The following is a 26,494-nucleotide window of genomic DNA, read 5'->3' as shown; positions in this document are numbered from 1 at the left end:
CCCCAACCGACAAACAAGCGCCCCTTCCCATTCCCTTCAAATCAGCAATCAACATGAAAAAGATAGTTCTAACGCTGGGTGCCGCGCTGTTTCTGGCAACCACCGGCTGCCAGAAAGACATTCTGGAAGAAAACCCGCAATCGGTGCTCACCCCCAGCTTCCTCAAAACCGCCCAGGGCGTGGAGGCCGGCGTGACGGGCGTGTACTCGGGCCTGCGCCAGCTCTACGGCAACGACTCGGGCTTCTTCACCACCGAGGCCGGCACCGACCTGTTCACCAACGGCATTGCCAACAGCAGCGGCCTGAGCGACTACGGCCCCAACGACCTGACCCCGCTCAACGACGGCTCGCACTCGTTTATCTGGACGATTTGCTACACCCAGATTAACAACGCCAACGGGGTGCTGCAGTACGGCCCGCAGGCCCAGGGCATTGCCCCGGCCCGCCAAACCCAGCTCCTGGCCGAAGCCAAGCTGCTGCGCGCCAACTACTACTTCCGGCTGGTGCAGGACTTCGGCGACGTGCCGCTCATGCTCACCTTCGTCGATTCGCCCACCAAGGACATCGTGCGCGCGCCCATGGCCAGCGTGTACGCCCAGATTATCAAGGACCTGACCGAGGCTCTGGCGGCCATTGCCGACAAGCCCGCCCAGCCCGGCCGCGTGACGCGCGCCACGGCCCTGCACCTGCTGTCCAAGGTGTACCTGACCCGCGCCACCGCCATTCCGGCCGGGGCCACCGGCGACTACACGCTGGCCGCCCAGTACGCCAAAGAGCTCATCGACAACCAGACCCGCTACGGCCTGGGCCTGGAAGCCACGCCCGGCGCCGTGTTTGCCAACGGCAACGAGAACGGCAAAGAGGTGATTATGAACGCCCAGTTCAACGGCGATGCCACGTTCTCGCGCATCGATGGCTTTACCTTCGGCGGCGAAAACGTGGGCGGCTTTAACTTCCGCAGCCGCTATGACCTGCTGCCCAACATGGCCCGCGACATTGCCAACGGCCGTCCGTTTGCCCGCCACTCGCCCACGTACTTCCTGCTGGATTCCTACATCCTGCGCGATGCCAGCGGCGCCCCGCTGGAGGCCGACGCAGCGCTCCGCACCACCGACACGCGTTACAACAGCTGGTTCACCTCGGTGTACCGGGTGAACAACCCGGGCGGTAACGGCGGCACCACCCGGGCTGTGGTGGGCGACACCTCGATTTGGTACTCGGGCCGGCCGTTGTCGGCCGCGCGCCTGGCACAGATTGCCAACCGCACGCCCGCGCCGTACCGCGTGTTCCAGCCCAACCAGATTACCACCGAATTCTTCCCCACGCTTAACAAATACGACTCGCCCACCCGCACCTCGGTGAACGGCTTCTCCATCCGGCCCAACATCGTGTACCGCCTGGCCGAAACCTATCTGATTGCGGCGGAAGCGTACTTCTACCTGGGCAACTCCGCCCAGGCCCGCGACTACATCAACGTGGTGCGCCGCCGCGCCGCCGCGCCCGGCCGGACCACGCAAATGGAAATCACGTCGGCGCAGGTCACCATCGACTTCATCCTCGACGAGCGGGCCCGCGAGCTGGCGGGCGAAATGCACCGCTGGCACGACCTGAAGCGTACCCGGACCGCCACCGGCGCCAGCGAGCTGCTGACGCGCATTCGCAACACCAACTACGCCCCCGCGCTGCGGAGCCAGGGCGGCGGGGTGTACGGCTCCAACGCGGCCATCAACATCAAGGATTTCCACGTGCTGCGGCCCATTCCGCAGACGGAGATTGACCGCACCAGCGGCAAAATCACCCAGAACCCCGGGTACTAACAGCCCCCGATTTTGCCACCTGAATAAGCCCCGATTTCGCTCCGAAATCGGGGCTTATTTATGAGAGGGTACTGGTTTTGATTCTTCTCGCTATTACTCCTTTGTTATGTCTGTGAAAGCCAATGTGTTTGCCGTTGTACTGCTGCTGAGCCTGCCTGTGGCGCGCCAAGCCGCTGCCCAGGTGCGCTTGCCCCGCCTCGTGAGCGACGGCATGGTGCTGCAGCGCGACGCCGACGTGGCCGTGTGGGGCTGGGCCCGGCCCGGCGAGGCGGTGACGGTGGCCTTCCTGGGCAAAACCCACAAGGCTACCACCGGCCCCGATGGCCGCTGGCGCGTGCAGCTGCCCCGCCTGAAAGCGGGCGGCCCGTTTGAGATGAACATCAAGGCCAGCAACCAGGTGGCCGTGAAAGACATCATGGTGGGCGACGTGTGGCTGTGCTCGGGCCAGTCGAACATGGAAACGCCCATGAGCCGCCTGCGCGACAAGTACCCCGACGTCATCGCCCAGGCCGCCAACCCCGGCATCCGCCAATACGAGGTACCCCTGACCTACAACTTCCAGCGCCCGCAGCAGGACGTGACGGGCGGCAAGTGGATTGCGGCCGACCCGCAAACGGTGCTGAAGTTTTCGGCCGTGGCCTACTTCTTCGCGAAGGAAATCAACGCCAAATACCAGGTGCCCGTGGGCATCATCAAAGACGCGGTGGGCGGTTCGCCGGCCGAAGCCTGGCTGAGCGCCGACGGCCTGAAGCAATTCCCGACCTACGAGCAGCAGCTCGCCAAATTCAAAGACAGCACCGTGGTGCTCGGCATCCGGCAGCGCGAAGGCGCCGCGGTGGCCAACTGGTACCAGACCCTCTATAAAACCGACCAGGGCGAGGCCCGGGGCCAGCAGAAATGGTCGGCGCCTGACTATGACGCCAGCAGCTGGCCCACCATGCCGGTGCCCGGCTTCTGGGCCGATAAAACCCCGCTGGGCCCGGTGAACGGCGTGGTGTGGTTCCGCAAGGACGTGGACGTGCCGGCCGCCATGGTGGGCCAGCCCGCCCGCCTGGAGATGGGCACGCTGGTCGATGCCGACTCCACATACATCAACGGCCAGCTGGTGGGCAGCACCGGCTACCAGTACCCGCCCCGCAAATACGACGTGAAGCCCGGCGTGCTGAAAGCCGGCAAAAACGTGGTGACGGTGCGCCTCATCAGCAACGGCGGTCGCGGCGGCTTCACGATGGGCAAGAAATACGAGCTGACGGCCGCGGGCCAAACCATCGACCTGCGCGGGCCCTGGCAGTACAAGCTGGGCGCCACCATGCCGCCCACGCCCGGCACCACCACCTTCCAGTACACGCCGGGCGGCTTGTTTAATGGCATGATTGCACCGGTGCTGCCGTATGCCATCAAGGGCGTGCTGTGGTATCAGGGCGAGAGCAACGCCGGCCGCACCGGCGACTACCAGGCCCTGTTCGACGGCATGATTGTCGACTGGCGCAAGCAGTTCAAGCAGCCCAACCTGCCGTTTCTCTACGCGCAGCTGCCCAACTTCATGATGGCCCGAAAGGAGCCGTCGGAAAGCGGCTGGGCCGTGGTGCGCGACGTGCAGCGCCGCGGGCTGGCGCTGCCCCACACCGGCATGGCCGTGATTCTGGACGTCGGCGAGTGGAACGACATTCACCCCCTCGACAAGCAAACTCCCGGCCACCGCCTGGCCCTGGCTGCCCAAAAAGTGGCCTACGGCGACGCCAAAGTGGTATCGCCGGGTCCGCTGTATCAGAGCATGCAGGTGGCGGGCAACAAAGCCACGCTGAGCTTCACGAGCACCGGCAGCGGGCTGATGGCCAAGGGCGGTGAGCCGCTGAAGGGCTTCGCCATCGCCGGGCCCGACAAAAAGTTTGTGTGGGCTCAGGCCAGGATTGAGGGCAACAAAGTGGTGGTGTGGAGCGACCAGGTACCCAACCCCACCGTGGTGCGCTACGCCTGGGCCGACAACCCCGAGGGCGTAAACCTGTACAACAAAGAGGGCCTGCCGGCCTCCACCTTCACCACCGAGCCGGAGGTGCCGGGCGCCACCAGTCGCCTCTGATTCCCGTTTGCCTCTGGCAGGGCACGTTGATTATTCTATTCTCCATGAAATACCTCCTCGGCTACGACATCGGTAGCTCTTCTATAAAAGTCTCCTTGCTCGACATTAACTCGGGCAAGTGCGTGGCGGCTGTCACTTCTCCCAAGCAGGAGATGGAAATCAGCGTGCCCCAGGCCAACTGGGCTGAGCAGCGCCCCGAGCGCTGGTGGCAGGAATGCGTGAATGCCACCGCCGAACTGAAAGCCAGCTACGGCTTTGATACTTCGTTGGTGGCCGGCATCGGCATCACCTATCAGATGCACGGGCTGGTGCTGGTTGACAAAGCCGGAAAGGTGCTGCGTCCCGCCATCATCTGGTGCGACAGCCGCGCCGTGGACTTCGGCAACCAGGCATTTGAGGAGATGGGAGAGGAGTTTTGCCTGAGCAATTTCCTGAACTCGCCCGGCAATTTCACGGCTTCCAAGCTGAAGTGGGTGCGCGAAAACGAGCCCGACGTGTACGCCCGGATTCACAAGATTCAGCTGCCCGGCGACTACATTGCCTTCAAGCTGAGCGGGCAGCTGCAAACCACCGTTTCCGGCTTGTCGGAAGGCGTATTCTGGAATTTCAAGCGCCAGGCCATTGCCCAGGAATTGCTGGACTATTACGGCATCAGCGCCGACTTGCTGCCCGAGGTGGTGGACACCTTCTCGGTGCAGGGCCACGTGAGCGCCGAAGCCGCGCAGGAGCTGGGCCTGACGGCTGGCACGCCCATCAGCTACCGGGCCGGCGACCAGCCCAACAACGCCTTCTCGCTGAACGTGCTGAACCCCGGCGAAGTGGCGGCCACGGGTGGCACCAGCGGCGTGGTCTACGGCATCAACGAAACCAACACGCCCGACCCCCGCTCGCGGGTGAACTCCTTCGTGCACGTGAACAGCACGCCCGCCCAGCCCCGCAACGGCGTGCTCATGTGCCTGAACGGCACCGGCATCCTAAACAGCTGGCTCCGCAAAATCGTGGGCGAGCTGCCCTACGACCGCATGAACCAACTGGCCGCCCAGGCGCCGGTAGGGGCGGAGGGGCTCGTGTTTCTGCCCTTCGGCAACGGCGTGGAGCGCATCCTCGAAAACCGCCCGGCCGACGCCGAGCTGCGCGGCCTCAATTTCAACATTCACCACCAAAGCCACGTGCTGCGCGCGGCCCAGGAAGGCATTGTGTTCGCCCTCAATTACGGCATGGACATCATGCGGGCCAGCGGCGTGCAGGTGCGCAAGGTGCGCGCCGGCAACGCCAACATGTTCCTGAGCCCGGTGTTCCGCGAGGCTTTCGTGAACAGCGGCAACGTGGAGCTGGAGCTCTACAACACCGATGCGGCCCAGGGCGCGGCGCGCGGCGCGGGCATCGGGGCCGGCGTGTACGCCAGCCCGGCCGAAGCCTTCGGTGGCCTCGAACGCATTCTCACCGTGGAGCCGACTGACCGGCTTCGTGAACAATACCATGCCGCTTACGGCCGCTGGCAAGACGCATTATCTCACCGTATTCCAAATACAATCACCACCCCTTCCTATGTCTAGCAACACGCTCTCCAAGACAGAATTTTTTACGGGCATCGACACCATTCGCTTCGAAGGCCGCGAATCGGATAACCCGCTTTCCTTTAAATGGTACGATGAAAACCGCGTGGTTGCCGGCAAGACCATGAAGGAGCATTTGCGCTTCGCGGTGTCGTACTGGCACACCTTCACCGGCACCGGCGGCGACCCGTTCGGCCCCGGCACCAAGCAATTTGCCTGGGACTCGCACCACGAAATCATCGGCCGCGCCAAGGACAAGATGGACGCCGCTTTTGAGTTTTTCACCAAGCTGGGCACGCCGTACTACTGCTTCCACGACATTGACCTCGTGGACGAAGGCAACTCGCTGGCCGAGTACGAGCGCAACCTGGCCACCATTGTGGACTACGCCAAGCAGCACCAGGCCGAAACCGGCGTGAAGCTGCTGTGGGGCACGGCCAACGTGTTTTCGAACCCGCGCTACATGAACGGCGCCAGCACCAACCCCGACTTCCAAGTGGTGGCCCACGCCGCCACCCAGGTGAAAAACGCCATCGACGCGACCATTGCGCTGGGCGGCGAGAACTATGTGTTCTGGGGCGGCCGCGAGGGCTACATGACCCTGCTCAACACCGACATGAAGCGCGAGCAAGCCCACATGGGCCGCTTCCTGACCATGGCCCGCGATTACGCCCGCCAGCAGGGCTTCACGGGCAAATTCTTCATCGAGCCCAAGCCGGCCGAGCCCACCAAGCACCAGTACGACTTCGATGCGGCCACCGTCATCGGCTTCCTCAAGGAGCACGGCCTGGAGAACGACTTCATGCTGAACCTGGAAGTGAACCACGCCACGCTGGCCGGCCACACCTTCCAGCACGAGCTGCAGGTGGCCGCCGATGCCAACATGCTGGGCTCGATGGACGCCAACCGCGGCGACTACCAGAACGGCTGGGACACCGACCAGTTCCCCAACAACCTGAACGAGCTGACCGAGAGCATGCTCATCATCCTGGAGCACGGCGGCTTCCAGCACGGCGGCATCAACTTCGACGCCAAAACCCGCCGCAACTCTACGGATTTGGAGGACATTTTCATTGCCCACATCGCCGGCATGGACACCTTCGCCCGCGCCTTGGTGGTGGCCAACGACATTCTGGAGAAGTCGCCCTACCGCAAGTTTCGCCAGGAGCGGTACGCCTCGTTTGATTCCGGCCAGGGTGCTGAGTTCGAGCGCGGCGGCCTTACCCTGGAAGACCTGCGCACCATTGCCCACAAGAGCGGCGAACCCACGCCCCGCAGCGGCAAGCAGGAGTGGCTGGAAGCCATTATCAACCAGTACATCTAAGAGAACAGGCCGCCGCGCAGTGCGCGGCGGCCTGCCAAGAAAAACGGAACCGGCCGACCGCTACGTGGTGGGAATAACAAGGCGACTGGTTGGGGACGTTTTGCCGATGGCGGCGGGCTCGCGTGAGCTCGTGGCCGGAGGCGGCTCCGGCGTTCCGGCACGAAGGCAGGCCTGTTGGTGAGCGGGCCACGCTTCACGCAAGTCAGGTGCTTGCGGGCCGGAACGCCGTTTTGCCGTCGGCAGCGGCTTTTGCGCTGACTGGCAGACCATGCTCACTACCCTTTCCGAACCCGACGACACGCATGAATCTGACTCAACGCTTGGCGGCGGTAGCTGCTCTGGGCCTGGCCCTACCGCTTGCATCCTCCGCTCAATCGAAGGGAGGGGCAAGCCAACCCGTGCTAATGACCGTGCAGCCCGGCGACCCCAAGCGGCAAATCAGCAAGCACATCTACGGGCACTTTGCCGAGCACCTGGGCCGCTGCATCTACGGCGGCTTTTGGGCTGATAAAGACTCCAAAGCCCCGCAGCAAGGCCGCATCCGCATGGACATTGTGGAGGCGCTCAAGAAAATCAAAGTGCCCAACCTGCGCTGGCCCGGCGGCTGTTTTGCCGATACCTACCACTGGCACGACGGCGTGGGCCCTACTGCTCAGCGCCCCAAGATGCTGAATTTGTGGTGGGGCAATACGCTCGAAGATAACAGCTTCGGCACGCACGAATTCCTGGAACTGTGCAACCTGCTTGGCACCGAGCCTTACCTCGCGGCCAACGTGGGCAGCGGCACGGTGCAGGAAATGAGCAACTGGATGGAGTACCTCAACTCCAACGAGGACACGCCCATGGTGCTCGAGCGCCGCAAAAACGGCCACCCCGAGCCCTACAAAGTGAGCTGGTGGGGCATCGGCAACGAGAGCTGGGGCTGCGGCGGCAACATGACGGCCGAGTACTACACCGACGTGTACAAGCGCTACGCCACCTTCGCCCACAACTACCCCGGCACCCCGCTCAAACGCATTGTGAGCGGCGCCAACGGCGACGACGCCCATTGGACCGAGACGTGCATGAAAAACATCCCGCTCAACCAGATGTGGGGCCTCACCCTGCACCAGTACACGCTGCCCACCGGCAGCTGGAGCGGCAGCAAAGGCAAGGCCACCGGCTTTGGCGAGGACCGGTACTTCAGCACCCTGCGCAACTGCCTGAAAATGGAAGCCGTGGTAAGCAAACACGCCGCCATCATGGACAAGTACGACAAGGACAAGGAGATAGCGCTGCTGGTAGACGAGTGGGGCGTGTGGACCGACGTGGAGCCCGGCACCAACCCCGGCTTCCTGTACCAGCAAAACTCCCTGCGCGACGCCCTTGTAGCCGGCACCACGCTCAACATCTTCAACAACCACTGCGACCGGGTGCGCGGCGCCAACCTCGCCCAGGCCGTGAACGTGCTGCAAGCCGTCATCCTCACCGAAGGCGACAAGATGCTCCTCACGCCCACCTACCACGTGTTCGACCTCTACCAGGTGCACCAGGACGCGCAGTACCTGCCGTTGCAGTTCAGCAGCCCGGACTACGCGTTTGGCAACGAAAAAATCCCGGCCCTGAATGCCTCGGCCTCGAAGGACAAGAATGGCGCCGTGCACATCTCCTTGGTAAACCTGGACCCCAACAAAACCCTCAAGCTAGAAACGGCCCTGGCCGGCGTGACCTGGAAAACGGTGACCGGCCGCGTGCTGACGTCGGCCAAAATAAACGATTACAACACGTTTGAGAAGCCCAACACGGTGACGTTGGCCGCTTTCAACGGCGCCAAAAAACGCGGCGACAAGCTAAGCGTGGAGCTGCCGGCCAAGTCGGTGGTGGTGCTCGAATTGAAATAAATATTTCCGGAGCTGACCGGGACAACTGCCCGGCCGCCCATTCCCTTAGCCGTAATCTATGAAAAGCAAGCAAGCGCTGTTGTGCCTCGCGCTGGCCGGCCTCGGTCTTGGCTTCGGGCCGAAGGCGGACCGGCCTTTGAAGGATGCCTTCAAGAAGGATTTCTACGTGGGCGCCGCCCTCAGCTACCGCGTAACGAGCGGCCGCGATACTAAGACGGCGGCCATCGTCAAGCAGCAGTTCAACACCATCAGCCCCGAGAACCTGCTGAAGTGGGAAGCCGTGCACCCGCAGCCCGACCAGTACAACTTCAAGCCCGCCGACGACTACGTGGCCTTCGGGCAGGCAAATAAGATGTGGGTCATCGGCCACACGCTGATGTGGCACCAGCAAACCCCGAAGTGGGTGTTTGAGGACGGAGCCGGCAAGCCTGCAAGCCGCGAGCTGCTGCTCAAGCGTCTGGAGGAGCACATCAACACGGTGGTGGGCCGCTACAAAGGCAAAATCGCCGGCTGGGACGTGGTGAACGAAGCCATCGACGACCAGCAGGGCGACCTGCGCAAAACCAAATGGCTGGAAATACTCGGCGAGGATTTCGCCGCCAAAGCCTTTGAGTACGCCCACAAAGCCGACCCGAAAGCCGAGCTCTACTACAACGACTACAGCCTCTACCGCTCCGAAAAGCGGGCTGGCGTCATCAAACTAGTGAAGAGCCTGCAGGCCAAAGGCATCAAAGTGGCCGCCATCGGGATGCAGGGCCACTACGGCCTCACCAAACCGACCATTGAGCAAGTGGAGGCCAGCATTGTGGCCTTTTCGAAGCTAGGCGTGCACGTCAATTTCACGGAGCTTGACATCGACGTGCTGCCCAACCCCAGCCGTCGCCAGGGCGCCGACATCGCCGAAACCTTCGGGGCTGATGCCAAATACAACGTGTACACAACCGGCCTGCCCGATTCGGTGCAGCAAAAGCTGACCAGGCGCTACGCCGACCTGTTTGCCCTGTTCCACAAGCACCGCGACGTTATCGACCGCATCACGCTCTGGGGCGTGACGGACGCGGATTCCTGGCTGAACGACTGGCCCATCCGGGGCCGCACCAGCTACCCCTTGCTGTTTGACCGCAACTTCCAGCCGAAACCCGCTTTCCAAGCGGTGGTGCAGGCCGCAAAGTAGGGAATCCTGGAAAAGGCCATCATGCTCGGCTGCGCTCAGTATGATGGCCTTTTTCAGCATCTTCGGCTGCGGCTCGCAGCTCTATCCATAAAGCAAACTTCGATGATTTCCCCATCCATTACTCGCTCGCTAATCCAACCGGCTGCCTCGCGCCATGCGCTGTGGCTGGTGTTGCTGGTGCTGCTTAGTAGCCCCGCCGCCCAAGCCCAAACCAAGGCCGTCGCCGCCAAGGCTACAACTAAAGCGGCCGCCGATTTCCCCCTGGCCGCCAATGGCAAAACGGCGCCCATTTACGCCAGCGCGGCCGACTGGCCGGGCGTGCTGCGGGCCGCCAAAGACCTGCAGGCCGACGTGCAGCGCGTGACGAAAATCGCGCCTAGCTTCAGCACTGAAAAACCTGCGGGGGCTGAGGTTGTGCTGATTGGCACCATCGGCAAAAGCCCGCTGATTGACGGGCTGGTGAAGGCGGGCAAGCTCAGCACGGCCGGCGTGGCGGGCAAGTGGGAAACCTTTGTGCGGCAGGTGGTGATGAACCCGCTGCCCGGCGTGAAGCAGGCGCTGGTGATTGCCGGCAGCGACAAGCGCGGCACCATCTACGGCATCTACGACCTCTCGCAGCAGATTGGGGTGTCGCCCTGGTACTGGTGGGCCGATGTGCCGGTGAAGCCTCAGACGACGCTGCGCATTCTGGCCGCCCGGCACACGCTGGGCGAGCCGGCGGTGAAGTACCGTGGCATCTTTCTGAACGACGAGGCGCCCGCGCTCACGGGCTGGAGCAAGGAGAAATTCGGCGGCATCAACTCGAAGATGTACGTGCATGTGTTTGAGTTGATTCTGCGGCTCAAGGGCAACTACCTGTGGCCGGCCATGTGGGGCAATGCCTTCAACGACGACGACAAGCTGAGCCCGGTGCTGGCCGACGAGTACGGCATCGTGATGGGCACCTCGCACCACGAGCCCATGCAGCGCGCCCAGCAGGAGTGGAAGCGCTACGGCCACGGCCCTTGGAACTACCAGACCAACGACACCACCCTGCGCCGCTTCTGGCGGCAGGGCATCCGCAACATGGGCAGCCACGAAAGCATCGTGACCATGGCCATGCGCGGCGACGGCGACGAGCCCATGAGCCAGGAAAGTAACATTGCCCTGCTCGAAAAAATCGTGGCCGACCAGCGGAAAATTCTGGCCGAAGAAACCCACAAGCCCGCTGACCAAACCCCGCAGCTCTGGGCCCTCTACAAGGAGGTGCAGGACTACTACGACAAGGGCATGCGCGTGCCCGACGACATGACCCTGCTGCTCTGCGACGACAACTGGGGCAACCTGCGCAAGCTGCCCAAGCCCGGCGACGCGCCCCGCCGGGGTGGCTACGGCATCTACTACCACTTCGACTACGTGGGTGGCCCGCGCAGCTACCGCTGGCTGAACACCAACCCCTTGCCGCGCGTGCGGGAGCAAATGCACCTGGCCTACGAGCACGGCGTGAAGCAGATTTGGATTGTGAACGTGGGCGACCTCAAGCCCATGGAATTGCCCATCAGCTTCTTCCTCGACTACGCTTGGAACCCCGACAACATCAAGGCTGACCAGGTGGCGGCTTACACGCAGCGCTGGGCCAGCCAGCAGTTTGGCCCGAAATACGCAGCCGACATCGCCGACATTCTGGCCAAGTACGCTAAGTACAACGGCCGCCGCAAGCCCGAGCTGATTGACGCCAATACCTACAGCCTGGTCACCGGCGAGTGGGCCACAGTGGTAGCGGAGTACAATCAGCTGCGGACCCGCGCGGAGGATATAAATCAAAAGCTGCCCGCCGCCGACCACGACGCCTTTTACGAGCTGGTGCTGCATCCCGTGCAGGCCTGCGCCAACCTCAACGAGCTGTACTACACTGTGGCCCTAAACCGCGAGGCCGCCAAAACCAACCAACCCAACACCAACGCGCTGGCCGAAAAAGCCCAGGCGCTGTTTGCCAAAGACGCCGAAATCAAGAACCGCTACCACGCCGTGGCCGGCGGCAAATGGAACCACATGATGGACCAGATGCACATCGGCTACACCTCCTGGCACGACGAGAAAGCGGATATCATGCCGCAGGTGGTGACGTTGCCCGCCGGTGCTGTGCCGACGGCCATTGCGGACCCGGCGGCGCCCGCTGCCGGCGCTTACGTGGCGGTGGAGGCGGAGCAGTACACCAAGGCCGTGAACGCCGGGCCCGTAAGCTGGCAGCGCCTGCCCGACCTGGGCCGCACGCTGGGAGCCGTGAGCACGTACCCCACTACCGTCGCGCCTACTGAGACGCCGGGTGGCAACAGCCCACACCTGGAGTACCGCATCAACCTCGCCCAGGCCGGCCCCGTGACGGTGAGCGCCTACTTGGCCCCGACCCTCGACTTTACCAATACCACCGGCCTGCGTTACGCCGTGTCGCTCGACGATGAGGCGCCGCAAATCATCAACCTGCATACGGGCATGAAGCCCGGCGAAAGCAACCGGCCCTGGGAGCGCATCGTGGCCAATAGCATCAACCTGAAAACCTCGCAACACAACGTGACCACGGCCGGCGCACACACGCTCAAGTTCTGGCGCGTGGACCCCGGCGTGGTGCTCGAAAAGCTGGTGGTGAGTGCGGGCGAGCTGCCCGCCACCTACCTGGGCCCGCCGGCCACTGCCACCAGCGCCACCGAGCCCAAAAACGGGAAAGGCAGTCTGGGCCAACGCTAGGTTTCGGGCCAGTATTTCATGCAAACGATGTTGACGAACAAAGGGAAATTTCTGCTTTTGACGCTCTCAGCGCTGCCCACGCTGGCCTCGGGACAGGCAGTGAAGCTGCAAAGCTTCCCCGTGGCCGATGTGCGTCTGCTAAACAGCCCGTTCCGGGAGGCTCAGCAGACGGACTTGGCCTACCTGCTGACCCTGAACCCCGACCGGCTGCTGGCGCCCTACCTGGCCTCGGCGGGCCTGCCGTCCAAGGCCGAGCGCTACGGCAACTGGGAAAACACCGGCCTGGACGGCCACATGGGTGGGCACTACCTCTCGGCCCTGGCCTACATGTACGCCGCTACCGGCGATGTGCAGGTGCAGCAGCGGCTAAACTACTTCGTTGACCAACTGGACGCTTGCCAGCAGAAAAGCGGCAACGGTTACCTGGGCGGCGTGCCCGGCGGCCCGGCCATGTGGGCGGAGGTGAAGGCCGGCAACATCAAGGCCAACAGCTTCGGGCTGAACAACAAATGGGTGCCGCTCTACAACCTGCACAAAACCTTCGCCGGCCTGCGCGACGCCTACGCGGTGGGTGGCAACGCCAAAGCCCGCGGCATGCTCATTAAGCTGACGGACTGGTTTCTGGACCTGACGGCCAACCTGAGCGACGCGCAGCTGCAGGAGATGATGCGCAGCGAGCACGGCGGCCTGAACGAGATTTTTGCCGACGTGGCCGACCTGACGCACAACCGCAAGTACCTGGCGCTGGCTCAGCGCTTTTCGCACCAAGCCGTGCTCCAGCCCCTGCTGGCTGGCAAAGATGTGCTCAACGGCATGCACGCTAACACGCAGATTCCGAAAGTCATCGGCTTCGAGCGGGTGGCGGAAGTGGGCGGCGACCCGGCCTGGGGCGTGGCCGCGGCCTTTTTCTGGAAGACGGTGGTGGAAAACCGGACGGTTTCCATTGGCGGCAACAGCGTGAGCGAGCACTTCAACCCGGCCACCAGCTTTGCTTCCATGCTGGAAAGCACCGAGGGGCCGGAAACGTGCAACACCTACAATATGCTCAAGCTCAGCAAGGAGCTGTACCTGACCGGCGGCGAGACGAAGTACTTGGATTACTACGAGCGGGCGACTTATAACCACATTTTGTCGTCGCAGCACCCGGGGCAGGGGGGCTTTGTGTACTTCACGCCCATGCGCCCCCGGCACTACCGGGTGTATTCGCAGCCGCAGGAAGGCTTCTGGTGCTGCGTGGGCTCGGGCCTGGAAAACCACGGCAAATACGGCGAGCTGGTGTACGCGCACCGCGGGCCGCAGGAGCTGCTGGTGAACCTGTTCATCCCGTCCCGCCTCACCTGGGCTGAGCAGGGGATGACCCTGACGCAGGAAACGACTTTTCCCAACGAGGAACGCACGCAGCTGAAGCTCAGCCTGAAAAAGCCGCGCACCTTCGCGCTCAGCATCCGGCAGCCTAAGTGGGTACCGGCGGGGCAATTGCAGGTGCAAGTGAATGGCCAGCCAGTGGCCACCAGCGCGGCCGCGCCGGGCTATGTCACGCTGAGCCGCAAGTGGCGCTCGGGCGACGTGGTGACTGTGGCCCTGCCCATGGCCACCACGGCCGAGTATATGCCGGATAAGTCCTCCTGGGTGTCGTTTGTGCATGGCCCGGTGGTGCTGGCGGCCGTCACGGATACCACCGATTTGAAGGGCCTGCGGGCCGACGGCGCGCGCATGTCGCACGTGCCCAGCGGCAAGCTTTATCCTATTGAGGAGGCGCCGGTGCTGGTTTCGGCCGGCCCCAACGTGGCCGAGGGCCTCAAGCCTGTGGCGGGGCAGCCGCTTACCTTCACGGCCGCCGGGCTGATTGACTCGGAGAAATACCGCAACGTGCAGCTGGTGCCGTTCTACCAGATTCACGACGCGCGCTACATGGTGTATTGGCCCGTGACGACGCCCGCCGGCCTGCTGGCCCGCAAGGAGGAGCTGCGGCGCAAAGACGCGGAAAAGCGGGCCCTCGAAGCCCGCACCGTGGACCAGGTAACCCCCGGCGAGCAGCAGCCCGAGTCCGACCACGGCTTCCAGGGCGAGCAAACCGAAACCGGCACGCACCGCGACCGCCACTGGCGGCACGCCAAAGGCTGGTTCAGCTACATCCTCCACAACCCGCAACGCAATGCCCGCACCCTCCGCGTGACCTACGCGGGCGGCGACAAGAACCGGCAGTTCAGCATTCTGGTGAATGGCAAGCCCCTGGCGCAGGTGCAGCTGGCCGGCAATGAGAGCGGCGACTTTTACGACGTGGAATACGCCCTGCCGGAATCACTTAGGCAGCCCAACGCACCGACGGCGCTCACCGTGAAATTCCAGGCAGGCGCAGAATCTACAGCGGGCGGCGTGTACGATGTGCGCCTGCTAAAATAGCGCCGTCCTTGCCCGCTTCGGCGAGTTCGTACTGATTTAAAAACCTAAAAAACACTTACGAAAAGCATTTTTCGCATCAGCATGAAATACAAACTACTCCGAGAACTTCTGCCTACTGCACTTGCGTTGCTGCCTTTTTCGGGCGCGTTTGCACAATCGATTGAGTTGGTGAATCCCATCCTCAGTGGCTTTTATCCCGACCCCAGCATCGTGAAGGTGGGCGCCGATTATTACCTGGTCAATTCCACGTTTTCCTACTACCCGGGTATCCCCGTGATGCATAGCCGCGACCTGAAAAACTGGAAGCAGGTGGGCAACGTCATCAGCCGGCCGTCGCAGATGAGTTTCCTGGGCGACCGCATGACGCGGGGCCTGTTTGCGCCGGCCATTGAGTACCACAACGGCACGTACTACGTCACCTGCACGCAGATTGACCACAAGGGCAACTTCGTGGTGACGGCCAAAAACCCGGCCGGGCCGTGGAGCGACCCCACCTTCCTGCCCCAGGTGCGCGGCATCGACCCCTCGCTATATTTCGAGGGCGACAAGGCCTACGTCATCTACAACAGCGACCCGCCCGACAACAAGCCGCTCTACGACGGCCACCGCTCCATCAAAATCATCGAGCTGAACCCGCAAACCCTGCAAACCGTGGGCGAGGCGAAAATCGTGGTGAACGGGGGCGTGGACCTGAGCAAAAAGCCGGTCTGGATAGAGGGACCGCACCTGATGAAGCTGGGCAACTGGCACTACCTCTACGCGGCCGAGGGCGGCACCTCGGTGAACCACACGGAGGTAGTGTTCCGCAGCAAGGAGCCGCTGGGCCCGTTCGTGCCCTACGAGAAGAACCCCATCCTCTCGCAGCGCGAGCTGCCGAAAGACCGCAAAGACCCCATCACCTCGGCCGGCCACGCTCAGTTTGTGGAAGGGCCCGATGGCAAGACCTACGCCATTTTCCTGGCCGTGCGGCCCTACGAGGACAATTTCTACAACACCGGCCGCGAGACGTTCATCGTGCCCGTGGAATGGAAGGACGAGTGGCCGGTGATGGTGCCCGGCCCCAACGGGGTGCAATACTCCTACAAAGCCAATTTCCCGGAGGTGAAACAGCCCGGCGCGCGGCCCCAGAGCGGCAACTTTGGCTACACCCTCACCTTCGAGAAGCAGCTGGACCCCGCGCTGCTGTTTCTGCGCACCGTGGACAGCGCCAGCTTCTCGCTGAGCAAGGCCAAGGGCCTCACCCTGAAACTCAAGCCCGAAACCTGCGCCGAAACCGGCAACCCATCCTTCATCGGCAAGCGCCAGCAGCACCTCTACTGCACCGCCGAAACCGAGCTGACCTTCGCGCCGAAAGCGGCGAATGAAAAGGCCGGCCTGGCCATCTTCCAGGACGAGAAGCACTTCTACTACCTCTGCAAGTCGGTGGATGCGGGCAAATCCATGCTCCAGCTCTTCAAAAGCACCGCCGATGTGAAGCAGCCGGAGCTGTTGGCCCAGGCCCCGCTCAAGTCGGCCACGGGCAGCGTGCAGCTGCGCATTCAGGCCCAGGCCGATAAGTACAGCTTCCAGTTTTCGGAGAATGGCAAGGCCTGGACCACGCTCAAGGACCAGGTGGACGGCAAGTTCCTGAGCACGCAGGTGGCGGGCGGCTTCATCGGCTGCACGTTCGGGATGTATGCCACCTCCTCGGGCCAGCCCACCACCAACACGGCTTCCTTCAAGTGGCTGAAGTACGAGGGCAACGACCCCATGTACAAGAAATAAAGCGGCATCTGTTTTAGAAGCTGTAGTTCCGGTCCGCCCGCCCTAGGCGGGCCGACCGGTTGTTAGTAGCCCGGCCCATCAAGAGCGGCGCAGCGGCGCAAAACGGCAACCGGTCGGCCCGCCTAGGGCGGGCGGACCGGGCCATACGACTTCCGAATCACTCTTCTGATCTATCCTCTGATTATCATGCGGTTCTCTTTTCTTTTCTGCTCGTTGATGCTGGCCGCTTCCCTTTCCCACGCCGCCGGGCCCGTTGTGGTCGGCAGCCCCGACGGGGCCGTGCAGGTGAGCGTGGATGTGGACGGCCAGGGCCGGCCCACCTACGCCGTGCGCTACCGCGCCGCCGAGCTGCTGCGCCCCTCGCGCCTGGGCCTGCAGCTGGCCAGCGCCGACCTGTCGCAGGGCCTCAGGCTGGCCAGCGCCGACAAGGTGACGGCCGTGGCCGACGACTATCAACTGGCCACTGACAAGCGCGCGAATTGCCGCTACCGGGCCAATCGCCGCGTGGTGCACTTCGCCGGCCCGGCCGGGGCGCCCACGCTGAGCGTCGTGTTTCAGGTGTCGAACGATGGGGTAGCGTTTCAATACCTCATCGAAGGCAAAAGCGCCGAAGTGCAGCGCATTACGGCGGAGCAAACCAGCTTCCACCTGCCGGCTGATGCTAAGGGCTGGCTGCACCCGCACGCTAAGGCCCAGACTGGTTTTGCCAACACCCAGCCCTCGTACGAGGAAAACTACCAGCGCGGCATCGCGGCGGGCACGCCGTCCACCATCGGGCAGGGGTGGTCGTTTCCAGCTTTGTTTGAGGCCGGGGGGCGTTGGGTGCTGCTCACCGAGGCCGGCATGGGCCGCAGCTACTGCGGCAGCCACCTGGCCCACGAATCGCCGGATGCCAACTACACAATGGCCTTTCCGCAGGCGCCCGAACGGACCACACCTGATGCGCCGCTGCTGCCCGAAAGCCGCCTGCCCTGGCGCTCGCCCTGGCGCGTGGTGGTGCTGGGCAACTCGCTGGCGCCCATCGTGGAATCAACGCTGACCACTGACCTGAGCGCGCCTGCTAGTGCGCCCGTGAATATGGACGCGCCCGGCAAGTCGTCGTGGTCGTGGGTGCTGATGGGGGACAAGAACACCACCTACGACGTGCAGCGCCGCTTCATTGACTACTCGGCCGCCATGGGCTGGCGCTATTGCCTGGTGGATGCGCTGTGGGACACGCAAATCGGCTACGAGAAGACGGCCGAGCTGGCGCAGTACGCCCGTTCCAAAAACGTGGGCCTACTGGTGTGGTACAACTCCAACGGCAGCTGGAACCAGGCTCCGCAAACGCCCACCAAGGTGCTGTTCGACGCCGAGAGCCGGCGCAAGGAGTTCGCCCGCATCAAGCAGATGGGCGTGGCGGGCGTGAAAATCGACTTTTTCGGCGGCGACGGGCAGTCGTTCATGAACTACTACCAGGACCTCATGACCGATGCTGCCCAGGCCGGGCTGCTGGTGAATTTCCACGGCGCCACCTTGCCGCGCGGCTGGAACCGCACCTACCCCAACCTGATGACCATGGAAGCGGTGAAGGGCTTCGAGTTCCTGACCTTCGACCAGCGCAACACCGACCAAGAAGCCACGCACTGCGCCACGTTGCCTTTCACCCGCAACGCCGTGGGGCCCATGGACTTCACGCCCATGGCTTTTTCGGAGATTCGCGGCAAAGAGCGCCGCACTTCCAACGCGTTTGAGTTGGCGCTAGCGGTTCTGTTCCAGTCGGGCATTCAGCACTACGCCGAGGTGCCCGAGGGCATGGCCGCGCAGCCCGCCTACGTGCAGGAGTTCGTGAAAAAGCTGCCGCCGCGCTGGGTTGATGTAAAATTCATTGACGGCTTCCCCGGCGAATACGTCGTGCTGGCCCGCCAGGCCCCCGATGGTAAGTGGTACGTGGCCGGCATTAATGCCACCGACGCTCCAAAAGAAATTACACTGGACCCCATCAAATTAGGACTCGGACCTGGCACAGTCATAACCGACGGTAATACCAACCGTGAGTTCAGCACCTACCAGTTGCCATTTCCGCATTACAAAATTGGTCTGACGCTGCCGGCCCGCGGCGGTTTCGTGGTGCAGCCCTAGGATTTAGAGGCTTTCGCCGCCCAGCATCTCCCATTCGTTGCCGCGCATGATTCCGGCAATCACCTTCTGCTACTCAGCCGATGAAATTATCAACCACCTTCCGAAATGCTTCCACGCTTTTGCTGAGTTTCACCCTGGCAAGCAACGCCTTCGCCCAAAGAATGGTGATGGAAGCTCCCAAGGGCTTCGACCAGCCCACGGCGGGCATTGCGGCCAGCCGGATTGATAGCATCAGCTACCCGTCGAAAACGGTGGGCACGGTGCGCAAGGCGCTGGTGTACACGCCGCCGGGCTACTCGAAAAAGAAGAAGTACCCGGTGCTGTACCTGCTGCACGGCATCGGCGGTGATGAGAAGGAGTGGCTGCGAGGCGGGCGGCCGCAGGTGATTCTGGATAATCTGTACGCGGCCGGCAAGCTGAAGCCCATGCTGGTGGTGATGCCCAACGGCCGGGCCATGAAGGACGACCGCGCCGTGGGCAACATCTACGGCCCGGACAAGGTGGCCGCGTTTGCCAACTTCGAGAAAGACCTGCTCACCGACCTCATTCCCTACGTCGAAAAGCACTACCCGGCCCTCACCAACCGCGAAAACCGGGCCCTGGCCGGGCTGTCGATGGGCGGGGGGCAGTCGTTGAACTTCGGGTTGGGCAACCTGGACAAGTTCGCCTGGGTGGGCGGCTTTTCGTCGGCCCCCAACACCCGGCAGCCCGAGCAGCTGGTACCCGACCCGGCCAAAGCCAAAAAGCTGCTGAAGCTGCTCTGGATTTCGTGCGGCGACCAGGACGGCCTGCTGCCCGTGAGCCAGCGCACCCACGACTACTTCTACCAAAACAACGTGCCGCACGTGTACTACCTCGAAGCGGGCGGGCACGACTTCAAGGTCTGGAAAAACGGGCTGTACATGTTTTCGCAGCAGCTTTTCAAGCCCGTGGACGTGGCGGCGCTGCCCACTTACACCGTGCTGGGCGCGCCGGCTGCCACCAACGTGCGCAACGCCAAGTACCCGCAGATTTTGCCCGACAACCGGGCCGTGTTCCGCCTGAAAGCCCCCGGCGTGCAGAAGGCGCAGCTGGACCTGGTCCGCAAATACGACATGGTGAAGGACAGCACCGGTACCTGGACCGTGACCACCGACACGCTGAGCCGCGGCCTGCACTACTATTCGTTGCTGCTCGACGGCCTGCCCGTGGCCGACCCCGCCAGCGACACCTTCTACGGCATGGGGCGCATGGCCAGCGGCATCGAGATTCCCGGACGCGGCACCGGCTTCTACGCCCTGCGCGACGTGCCCCACGGCGAGGTGCGCGAGCGGCGGTTCTACTCCAAAGTGACCAATTCGTGGCGCCGGTTTTTCGTGTACACGCCGCCGGGCTACGACGCCAACGCGGCCGCCAAGTACCCGGTGCTGTACCTGCTGCACGGCGGCGGCGAGGACGAAACCGGCTGGGCCAAGCAAGGCAAAACCGACCTGATTCTGGACAACCTCATTGCTGATAAAAAGGCCAAACCCATGCTCGTGGTGATGCTCGACGGCAACATGGGCGGCCCCGGCGGCCTGGCCGGCTTCGGCGAGCCCACGTTGAAACGCTTTGAAGACGAGCTGAAGCAAACCGTGCTGCCGGTGGTGGAAACCAACTACCGCGTAGCCGCCGGGGCCGAGAACCGGGCCCTGGCTGGCCTGTCGATGGGCGGCCTGCAAACGCTTTACGCTGGCATTAAGAACACCGACCTGTTCCAGTACCTGGGGGTGTTCAGCTCGGGATTTTTTGCCAATAACACGGCCTTGTCCGACCCGCAGTATGCTTTTATGAAGGCCAATGCCGGCACCATCAACACCAACCTCAAGCAGCTGTGGCTCTCGATGGGCGGGCCCGAAGACATTGCCTACGCCAACAACAAGGTGATGCGCGCCAAAATGGACGAGCTCGGCATCAAGTACGCCTACAGCGAGTACCCTGGCGGCCACACCTGGCCCGTGTGGCGCCACGATTTGTACCTGTTTGCCCAGAAGCTGTTTTAGGCGATTTATGCACCCTGGCCGGCCTTATTAAGCCGGTCAACTCCTTCATTCCTGCTGTCTTTACCATGAAAAGCATCCTGCTTACCTGCCTGCTGGCCTGCGTAGCCACCGCCTCGCTTTGGGCGCAAAACCCGATTATCCGCGACGTGTTCACGGCCGACCCGGCGCCGCTCGTGTACCACGACACGCTGTTTCTGTACACCGGGCACGACACGGCTTCGGTTAGCGAGACCAACTACAAGATGCCGGACTGGCGCATCTATTCCACCACCGACATGGTGCACTGGAAAGACTACGGCAAGCGCTTGTCCCCTAAAACTTTTGCCTGGGCTACCGGCGATGCCTACGCTTCGCAGTGCGTGTATCACAAGGGCAAGTTCTACTGGTTTGTGGCCACCTTCCACAAGAAAGACGACCACAGCCAGGGCGGCGCGGCCATTGGCGTGGCCGTGTCGGACCGGCCCACCGGCCCGTTCCGGGACGCCATCGGCAAGGCGCTTATTGTGAACGAGATGACCAAGGACAAGCCGCACGCCTGGGACGATATCGACCCCACCGTTTTCATTGATGACGACCAGCAGGCCTACCTGTACTGGGGCAACTTAAGCTGCCGCTGGGTGAAGCTAAAGGACAACCTGACGGAGCTGGCGGGCCCCATTACGGTGCTGAACATCAAGAACTACATCGAAGGCCCCTGGGTGTACAAGCGCAAAAAGCTGTACTACCTCGTGTACGCCGGCGCCGGCACCAAGCCCGAAATGATTGAGTATTGCACGGGCCCCAGCGCCACTGGACCATGGACCTACCGCGGCATCATACAGGAAAACGTGCCCAATAGTTTTACCACGCACCCGGGCATCATCGACTACAAGGGCAAGAGCTACTTCTTCTACCACAACGGCGCCCTGCCCACCGGCGGCAATTACCGGCGCTCCATTTGTGTGGATGAATTGCGCTACAACCCCGACGGCACCATTCAGCCCATCGTGCAGACCACCAGTGGCGTGGCGCCGGTCAAATAACGTCCGCCCAATCATTCTTTCCGCCGCCCGCCGCCTTCCTCATGCTGAAACATTCCTTTCGTCTTTCTAGCCCTGGCAGGCAGGTTTGCCTGCTGGTGCTGTGCCTCGTGTACTTATCGGCTGGCCGGGCCAAAGCCCAGGGAAAACCACGCCCCGCGGCCAGCAAAGGAGCTTTCTACACCAACAAGTACCCCAGCCTGCTGCGGGAGGCGGGCTATACCCAGGCCGAAATCGACCGGAAGGTGGCCAAGGCCTACCACGACGTATTTGAGGGGCCCAATAAGGTGTACTTCGCCGTGGGCGACTCCATGGGCTACGTATCGGATGTGAAGAACGAGGACGCCCGCACCGAGGGCCTGTCCTACGGCATGATGGTGGCCGTGCAGCTCAACAAAAAAGAGGTGTTTGACCGGCTCTGGCGCTGGTCGAAGAAGTACCTGCAACACCAGAGCGGCCCGTTGGAAGGCTACTTTGCCTGGAGCTTCAACCCGGCCACCATGAAGCGCAACTCGGAAGGACCGGCCTCCGACGGCGAGCTGTATTTCGTGACCAGCCTTCTGTTTGCCGCCAACCGCTGGGGCAACGCCACGGGCATCAACTACTACCAGGAGGCCCGCCGCATCCTGGACGCCTCCTGGAAAAAGGACGGCACCGGCGGCGTGTACAACCTCTTCAACACCAAGGCCAGGCAGATAAGCTTCGTGCCGGTGGGGGAGATGTACACCTGGACCGACCCTTCTTACCACGTGCCCGCCTTTCTGGAAGTGTGGGCCGAATACGCCCGGGACGGACACGAGCGGTTTTACCGCGCCTGCGCCGATACCTCGCGCGCGTTTCTGCACCGCGCCTGCGCTGCGGCCACGGGCCTTAACTATGACTACACCGAATTCAGCGGCCAACCTCACCCCACCAAGTGGGCGCCGCCCGCGTTTCGCTACGACTCCTGGCGCGTGCCCATGAACATTGCCATGGACTACGTGTGGTTTGGCCAGGACCGGCGCTGGCAGCAGCAGTACGCGCAGCGCTTCCAGGGCTTTTTGCGCAGCAAAGGGGTCAGCACCTTCGAAGACCAGTTCAACGTGGATGGCTCGCGGCCGGACTTCATTCTGCCGGCGGGCAAGGTGAAGAAGCTGCGCCACTCGCTGGGCCTGGTAGCTACCTCGGCCGCGGCCTCGCTCATGCAGCCCGCCCCGCCGCAGCTGGACTTCGTGCACGCCCTCTGGAATGCCAGGCTGGCGCCCTATGAAGACGGCTACTTCGACCCCTACTACGACGGCCTGCTCTACCTCTTCAGCTTGATGCACCTGAGCGGCAAATACCAGGTGATTAAGCCCCAAACGCACTAATCGGCCAGCAACCTATGAAGAATTACCTGTTGCTACTGCTGGCCTGGCTGGGGATGTTGGGGCTACGGCCGCAAGCGTGGGCGCAGGCCCACAACCCCATTGTGTATGCCGATGTGCCGGACTTGTCCATCATTCGGGTGGGCAAAACCTACTACATGAGCAGCACCACCATGCACATGAGCCCCGGGGTGCCCCTCATGAAATCGACGGACCTGGTGAACTGGAAGCTGGTGAGCTACGCCTACGACACCCTCTCCGGCAACGACGCCATGACGCTAGCCAACGGCCGGAGCACCTACGGGCGCGGCTCCTGGGCCAGCAGCCTGCGCTACCACCAAGGCACGTACTACGTGAGCACATTTGCCCAGACCACGGGCAAAACCCACGTCTATTCCACAAAAAACATCGAGAAGGGGCCTTGGAAAGCGGTTTCTTTCCGGCCCAGCCTGCACGACCATTCGTTGTTTTTCGACGACTATGGGCGCGTGTACATGGTGTTCGGCGCGGGTAAAATCCAATTGGCCGAGCTTACCGCGGACGCATCGGGCCTGAAACCGGGCACCAGCCCGCAGGTCATCATCGAGAATGCCAGCGCCCCGGCCGGCCCGCCCAGCGCCATCAACCTGCCGGCCGAAGGCTCGCAGCTGTTCAAAATCAACGGCAAGTACTACCTCTTCAACATCACCTGGCCGAAGGGCGGAATGCGCACCGTGGTGGTGCACCGGGCCGACAAGCTTACGGGCCCCTACGAAGGCCGGGTGGCACTGCAAGACCTAGGCGTGGCCCAGGGCGGCCTCATCGACACGCCCGAGGGCAAGTGGTACGCCTATTTATTCCGCGACTATGGCGCCGTGGGCCGCATTCCGTACCTGGTGCCGGTGCAGTGGGAGGGGGGCTGGCCGGTGCTGGGTAGCCCCGCCGGCAAAGTGCCCGAAACACTGCCCCTGCCCGCCAACCGGGCCCTGATACCCGGTCTGGTGGCTTCCGATGAATTCAGCAGGCGCAAGGGCGAGCCGCCCCTGCCGCTGGTGTGGCAGTGGAACCACAACCCCGACAATGCGCTATGGTCCGTGGCCAAGCGCCCCGGCTACCTCCGCCTGCAAACCGGGCGCGTCGATACGTCCTTCGTGATGGCCCGCAACACCCTCACGCAGCGCACCATCGGCCCGGCGTGCACGGGCACTACGGCCCTCGACGTGTCGCACCTGAAAGCAGGCGACTTTGCCGGCCTCGGGGTGCTGCAGAAGCGCTACGGCCTGGTGGGCGTGCAGGCGGGGCCGGGCGGCAAGGCCATTGTGATGGTCAGTGCCGAGTCGGAAAGGCCCGTCGAGTTGCAGCGCCTGCCGCTGACGCAGGACAAGGTGTATTTCAAAATAGCCTGCGACTTCCAGGACCGCCGCGATGTCGCCACCTTCTTCTACAGCCTCGATGGTAAGGCCTGGCAGCCGGTGGGCAAACTCCTCAAAATGGCCTACACGCTGCCGCACTTTATGGGCTACCGGTTCGGCCTCTTCAACTATGCTACCCAGGCTGCAGGCGGCTACGCCGACTTCGACTACTTCCGCATTCAATAACTGCGCTACCGGGGCGCCTCCCCCCCAGCCCCTCTCCGGAAGGAGAGGGGTGCGTTCAACGGTTCAATCGTCAGGCTCCCCCTCTCCTCTCGGAGAGGGGGCCGGGGGGGGAGGCGCCCCGCCAGAACAAGCATCCAACCCGAACTTATGATACAGAACGCGAAAAACAGGCTGCTGGCGGCCCTACTAATTAGTGGCCTGCACTCTGCCCACGCCCAGAACCCGTTTATCACCAACCAGTTCACCGCTGACCCTACGGCCCGTGTGTTCGGCAATCGGGTGTACGTGTACCCTTCGCACGACATCCGAGCCACACCCGGGCACGGGCGGGCCGGCTGGTTTGTGATGGAGGACTACCACGTTTTCTCCTCCGCCAATCTCACCGACTGGACCGACCACGGTGTCATCGTCACCCAAAACAAAGTGCCCTGGGTAAAGCCTGACAGCTACAGCATGTGGGCCCCCGACTGCATCCAGCGCAACGGTAAGTACTACTTCTACTTCCCCTCCGCGCCCCGCGACACGACCATCAGCAAGGGCTTCACCATCGGCGTCGCCGTGGCCGACAAACCCACCGGCCCCTTCGTGCCGCAGCCGCTGCCCATCAAGGGCGTGCGCGGCATTGACCCCAACGTGTTTATTGATAAGGACGGCCAGGCCTACCTCTACTGGTCGCAGGGCAACATCTTCGGGGCCAGGTTGAAGGAGAACATGTTGGAACTGGCCGAAGACCCCAAAACCCTGGGCGAGCTGCCCACCAAAGGCCTGAAGGAGGGACCGTACGTGTTTGAGCGCAAAGGCATTTATTATCTCACCTACCCGCACGTAGCGAACAAGACTGAGCGCCTCGAATATGCCACCAGCGCCAGCCCGCTGGGGCCGTTCACGGTGAAGGGCGTGATAATGGACGAGTCGCCGACCGGCTGCTGGACCAACCACCACTCCATCACGCAATTCAACAACCAGTGGTATCTGTTCTACCACCACAACGATTTGTCGCCGAAATTCGACAAGAATCGCTCCGTCAGAATCGACAGCCTGTCCTTCGCCGCCGATGGCTCGATTCGGAAGGTGACGCCCACCCTGCGCGGCGTGGGCCTGACGGATGCCCGCCAGAAAATCCAGCTCGACCGCTACAGCCGCCTGAGCCCGCAGGGCGCTGCCATTGCCTTTCTGGACACGGCCAACACCTTCCGGGGCTGGAAAACAGTCTTTTCCGAAGGGGGCGGCTGGGTACAGTACAACGGCGTCGCGTTTGGCCCGCAAAAGGTGAAAGCCGTTGTGCTCCGGGGCGTATCGGCCGCCGGCGCCACCCTGCAAATCAGGCTGGATAACCCGGCGGGGCCCGTGGTGGCCGAAGTGACCGTGCCCAAGGGCAGCGCCTGGCAGGAAGTGAAAGCGCCGGTCGGGACCATCCGGCCCGGCACCCACACGCTTTATGTGGCGCCCAAGTCTGGGGCGACAGTGGATGTGGATTGGGTGCGCTTTGAGTGAATTAGAACGATGTAGAGACGCAATTTTTTGCGTCTCATCGGCCGCGCCGTTCGAGCATCGTTCACACTTCACCCCTCAACGACGAGACGCAAAATATTGCGTCTCTACATCGTTCAGTCGGTTTTTTTAGCTGACTCATGCAAATTATCAGCCACAGGCACATGCTGCTCTTTCGATTTTTATCCGCCTCTCTT

General features: G+C 62.8%; 15 protein-coding genes. All 15 read left to right on the top strand.

Going from position 1 to position 26,494, the window contains the following annotated elements:
• Nucleotides 1-53 precede the first annotated feature (53 nt).
• Nucleotides 54-1,817 carry a RagB/SusD family nutrient uptake outer membrane protein gene (locus MUN81_RS14310; protein ID WP_245111416.1) on the top strand — a complete coding sequence of 588 codons (1,764 nt, stop codon included), beginning with the start codon at nucleotides 54-56 and terminating at the stop codon, nucleotides 1,815-1,817.
• 106 nt (nucleotides 1,818-1,923) lie between these two features.
• On the top strand, nucleotides 1,924-3,897 hold the full coding sequence (locus tag MUN81_RS14305; protein ID WP_245111414.1) for a sialate O-acetylesterase: 1,974 nt from the start codon (nucleotides 1,924-1,926) through the stop codon (nucleotides 3,895-3,897).
• 44 nt (nucleotides 3,898-3,941) lie between these two features.
• Entirely contained in the window at nucleotides 3,942-5,453 is a 1,512-nt protein-coding gene (locus tag MUN81_RS14300) for an FGGY family carbohydrate kinase (protein ID WP_245111412.1), read from the top strand.
• Nucleotides 5,446-6,777, top strand: a complete 1,332-nt coding sequence (gene xylA, locus MUN81_RS14295; protein ID WP_245111411.1) for a xylose isomerase — start codon at nucleotides 5,446-5,448, stop codon at nucleotides 6,775-6,777. The genes MUN81_RS14300 and xylA overlap by 8 nt, the downstream gene beginning before the upstream one ends.
• Before the next feature lie 404 nt (nucleotides 6,778-7,181).
• On the top strand, nucleotides 7,182-8,657 hold the full coding sequence (locus MUN81_RS14290; RefSeq protein ID WP_245111410.1) for an alpha-L-arabinofuranosidase C-terminal domain-containing protein: 1,476 nt from the start codon (nucleotides 7,182-7,184) through the stop codon (nucleotides 8,655-8,657).
• Nucleotides 8,658-8,715: 58 nt separating this feature from the next.
• On the top strand, nucleotides 8,716-9,831 hold the full coding sequence (locus MUN81_RS14285; protein ID WP_245111408.1) for an endo-1,4-beta-xylanase: 1,116 nt from the start codon (nucleotides 8,716-8,718) through the stop codon (nucleotides 9,829-9,831).
• 102 nt (nucleotides 9,832-9,933) lie between these two features.
• Nucleotides 9,934-12,555 (top strand): glycosyl hydrolase 115 family protein, encoded by a 2,622-nt coding sequence (locus tag MUN81_RS14280; RefSeq protein ID WP_245111406.1) that lies wholly within the window; start codon nucleotides 9,934-9,936, stop codon nucleotides 12,553-12,555.
• A gap of 57 nt (nucleotides 12,556-12,612) precedes the next feature.
• The gene (locus MUN81_RS14275) at nucleotides 12,613-14,958 is read left to right on the top strand and encodes a glycoside hydrolase family 127 protein (protein WP_245111405.1); all 2,346 of its coding nucleotides are present in this window, start codon (nucleotides 12,613-12,615) and stop codon (nucleotides 14,956-14,958) included.
• An 81-nt stretch (nucleotides 14,959-15,039) separates the two neighbouring features.
• Nucleotides 15,040-16,722 carry a glycoside hydrolase family 43 protein gene (locus MUN81_RS14270; protein WP_245111403.1) on the top strand — a complete coding sequence of 561 codons (1,683 nt, stop codon included), beginning with the start codon at nucleotides 15,040-15,042 and terminating at the stop codon, nucleotides 16,720-16,722.
• A 186-nt stretch (nucleotides 16,723-16,908) separates the two neighbouring features.
• Nucleotides 16,909-18,843: a glycoside hydrolase family 97 protein gene (locus MUN81_RS14265; protein ID WP_245111402.1), complete on the top strand. Its 1,935-nt coding sequence runs from the start codon at nucleotides 16,909-16,911 to the stop codon at nucleotides 18,841-18,843.
• 161 nt (nucleotides 18,844-19,004) lie between these two features.
• Nucleotides 19,005-20,864 (top strand): alpha/beta hydrolase-fold protein, encoded by a 1,860-nt coding sequence (locus tag MUN81_RS14260; RefSeq protein ID WP_245117398.1) that lies wholly within the window; start codon nucleotides 19,005-19,007, stop codon nucleotides 20,862-20,864.
• A 65-nt stretch (nucleotides 20,865-20,929) separates the two neighbouring features.
• Nucleotides 20,930-21,886 carry a glycoside hydrolase family 43 protein gene (locus MUN81_RS14255; RefSeq protein WP_245111400.1) on the top strand — a complete coding sequence of 319 codons (957 nt, stop codon included), beginning with the start codon at nucleotides 20,930-20,932 and terminating at the stop codon, nucleotides 21,884-21,886.
• A gap of 41 nt (nucleotides 21,887-21,927) precedes the next feature.
• Nucleotides 21,928-23,232 carry a glycosyl hydrolase family 8 gene (locus MUN81_RS14250; RefSeq protein ID WP_245111399.1) on the top strand — a complete coding sequence of 435 codons (1,305 nt, stop codon included), beginning with the start codon at nucleotides 21,928-21,930 and terminating at the stop codon, nucleotides 23,230-23,232.
• 14 nt (nucleotides 23,233-23,246) lie between these two features.
• On the top strand, nucleotides 23,247-24,806 hold the full coding sequence (locus MUN81_RS14245) for a glycoside hydrolase 43 family protein (protein ID WP_245111397.1): 1,560 nt from the start codon (nucleotides 23,247-23,249) through the stop codon (nucleotides 24,804-24,806).
• 147 nt (nucleotides 24,807-24,953) lie between these two features.
• Nucleotides 24,954-26,300, top strand: a complete 1,347-nt coding sequence (locus MUN81_RS14240; RefSeq protein WP_245111395.1) for a family 43 glycosylhydrolase — start codon at nucleotides 24,954-24,956, stop codon at nucleotides 26,298-26,300.
• Nucleotides 26,301-26,494 lie beyond the last annotated feature (194 nt).

The organism is Hymenobacter sp. 5317J-9, assembly GCF_022921075.1.
Lineage (GTDB): Bacteria > Bacteroidota > Bacteroidia > Cytophagales > Hymenobacteraceae > Hymenobacter.
This window is presented reverse-complemented; position numbering and strand designations above follow the sequence as displayed.

Excerpts from the sequence above, each read along its gene's own strand:
- MUN81_RS14285 (WP_245111408.1), top strand. The coding sequence starts at position 8,716 with ATGAAAAGCAAGCAAGCGCTGTTGTGCCTCGCGCTGGCCGGCCTCGGT.
- MUN81_RS14260 (WP_245117398.1), top strand. The coding sequence starts at position 19,005 with ATGGTGATGGAAGCTCCCAAGGGCTTCGACCAGCCCACGGCGGGCATT.
- MUN81_RS14240 (WP_245111395.1), top strand. The coding sequence starts at position 24,954 with ATGATACAGAACGCGAAAAACAGGCTGCTGGCGGCCCTACTAATTAGT.
- MUN81_RS14245 (WP_245111397.1), top strand. The coding sequence starts at position 23,247 with ATGAAGAATTACCTGTTGCTACTGCTGGCCTGGCTGGGGATGTTGGGG.
- MUN81_RS14250 (WP_245111399.1), top strand. The coding sequence starts at position 21,928 with ATGCTGAAACATTCCTTTCGTCTTTCTAGCCCTGGCAGGCAGGTTTGC.
- MUN81_RS14310 (WP_245111416.1), top strand. The coding sequence starts at position 54 with ATGAAAAAGATAGTTCTAACGCTGGGTGCCGCGCTGTTTCTGGCAACC.
- xylA (WP_245111411.1), top strand. The coding sequence starts at position 5,446 with ATGTCTAGCAACACGCTCTCCAAGACAGAATTTTTTACGGGCATCGAC.
- MUN81_RS14270 (WP_245111403.1), top strand. The coding sequence starts at position 15,040 with ATGAAATACAAACTACTCCGAGAACTTCTGCCTACTGCACTTGCGTTG.
- MUN81_RS14265 (WP_245111402.1), top strand. The coding sequence starts at position 16,909 with ATGCGGTTCTCTTTTCTTTTCTGCTCGTTGATGCTGGCCGCTTCCCTT.
- MUN81_RS14300 (WP_245111412.1), top strand. The coding sequence starts at position 3,942 with ATGAAATACCTCCTCGGCTACGACATCGGTAGCTCTTCTATAAAAGTC.
- MUN81_RS14280 (WP_245111406.1), top strand. The coding sequence starts at position 9,934 with ATGATTTCCCCATCCATTACTCGCTCGCTAATCCAACCGGCTGCCTCG.
- MUN81_RS14305 (WP_245111414.1), top strand. The coding sequence starts at position 1,924 with ATGTCTGTGAAAGCCAATGTGTTTGCCGTTGTACTGCTGCTGAGCCTG.
- MUN81_RS14255 (WP_245111400.1), top strand. The coding sequence starts at position 20,930 with ATGAAAAGCATCCTGCTTACCTGCCTGCTGGCCTGCGTAGCCACCGCC.
- MUN81_RS14290 (WP_245111410.1), top strand. The coding sequence starts at position 7,182 with ATGACCGTGCAGCCCGGCGACCCCAAGCGGCAAATCAGCAAGCACATC.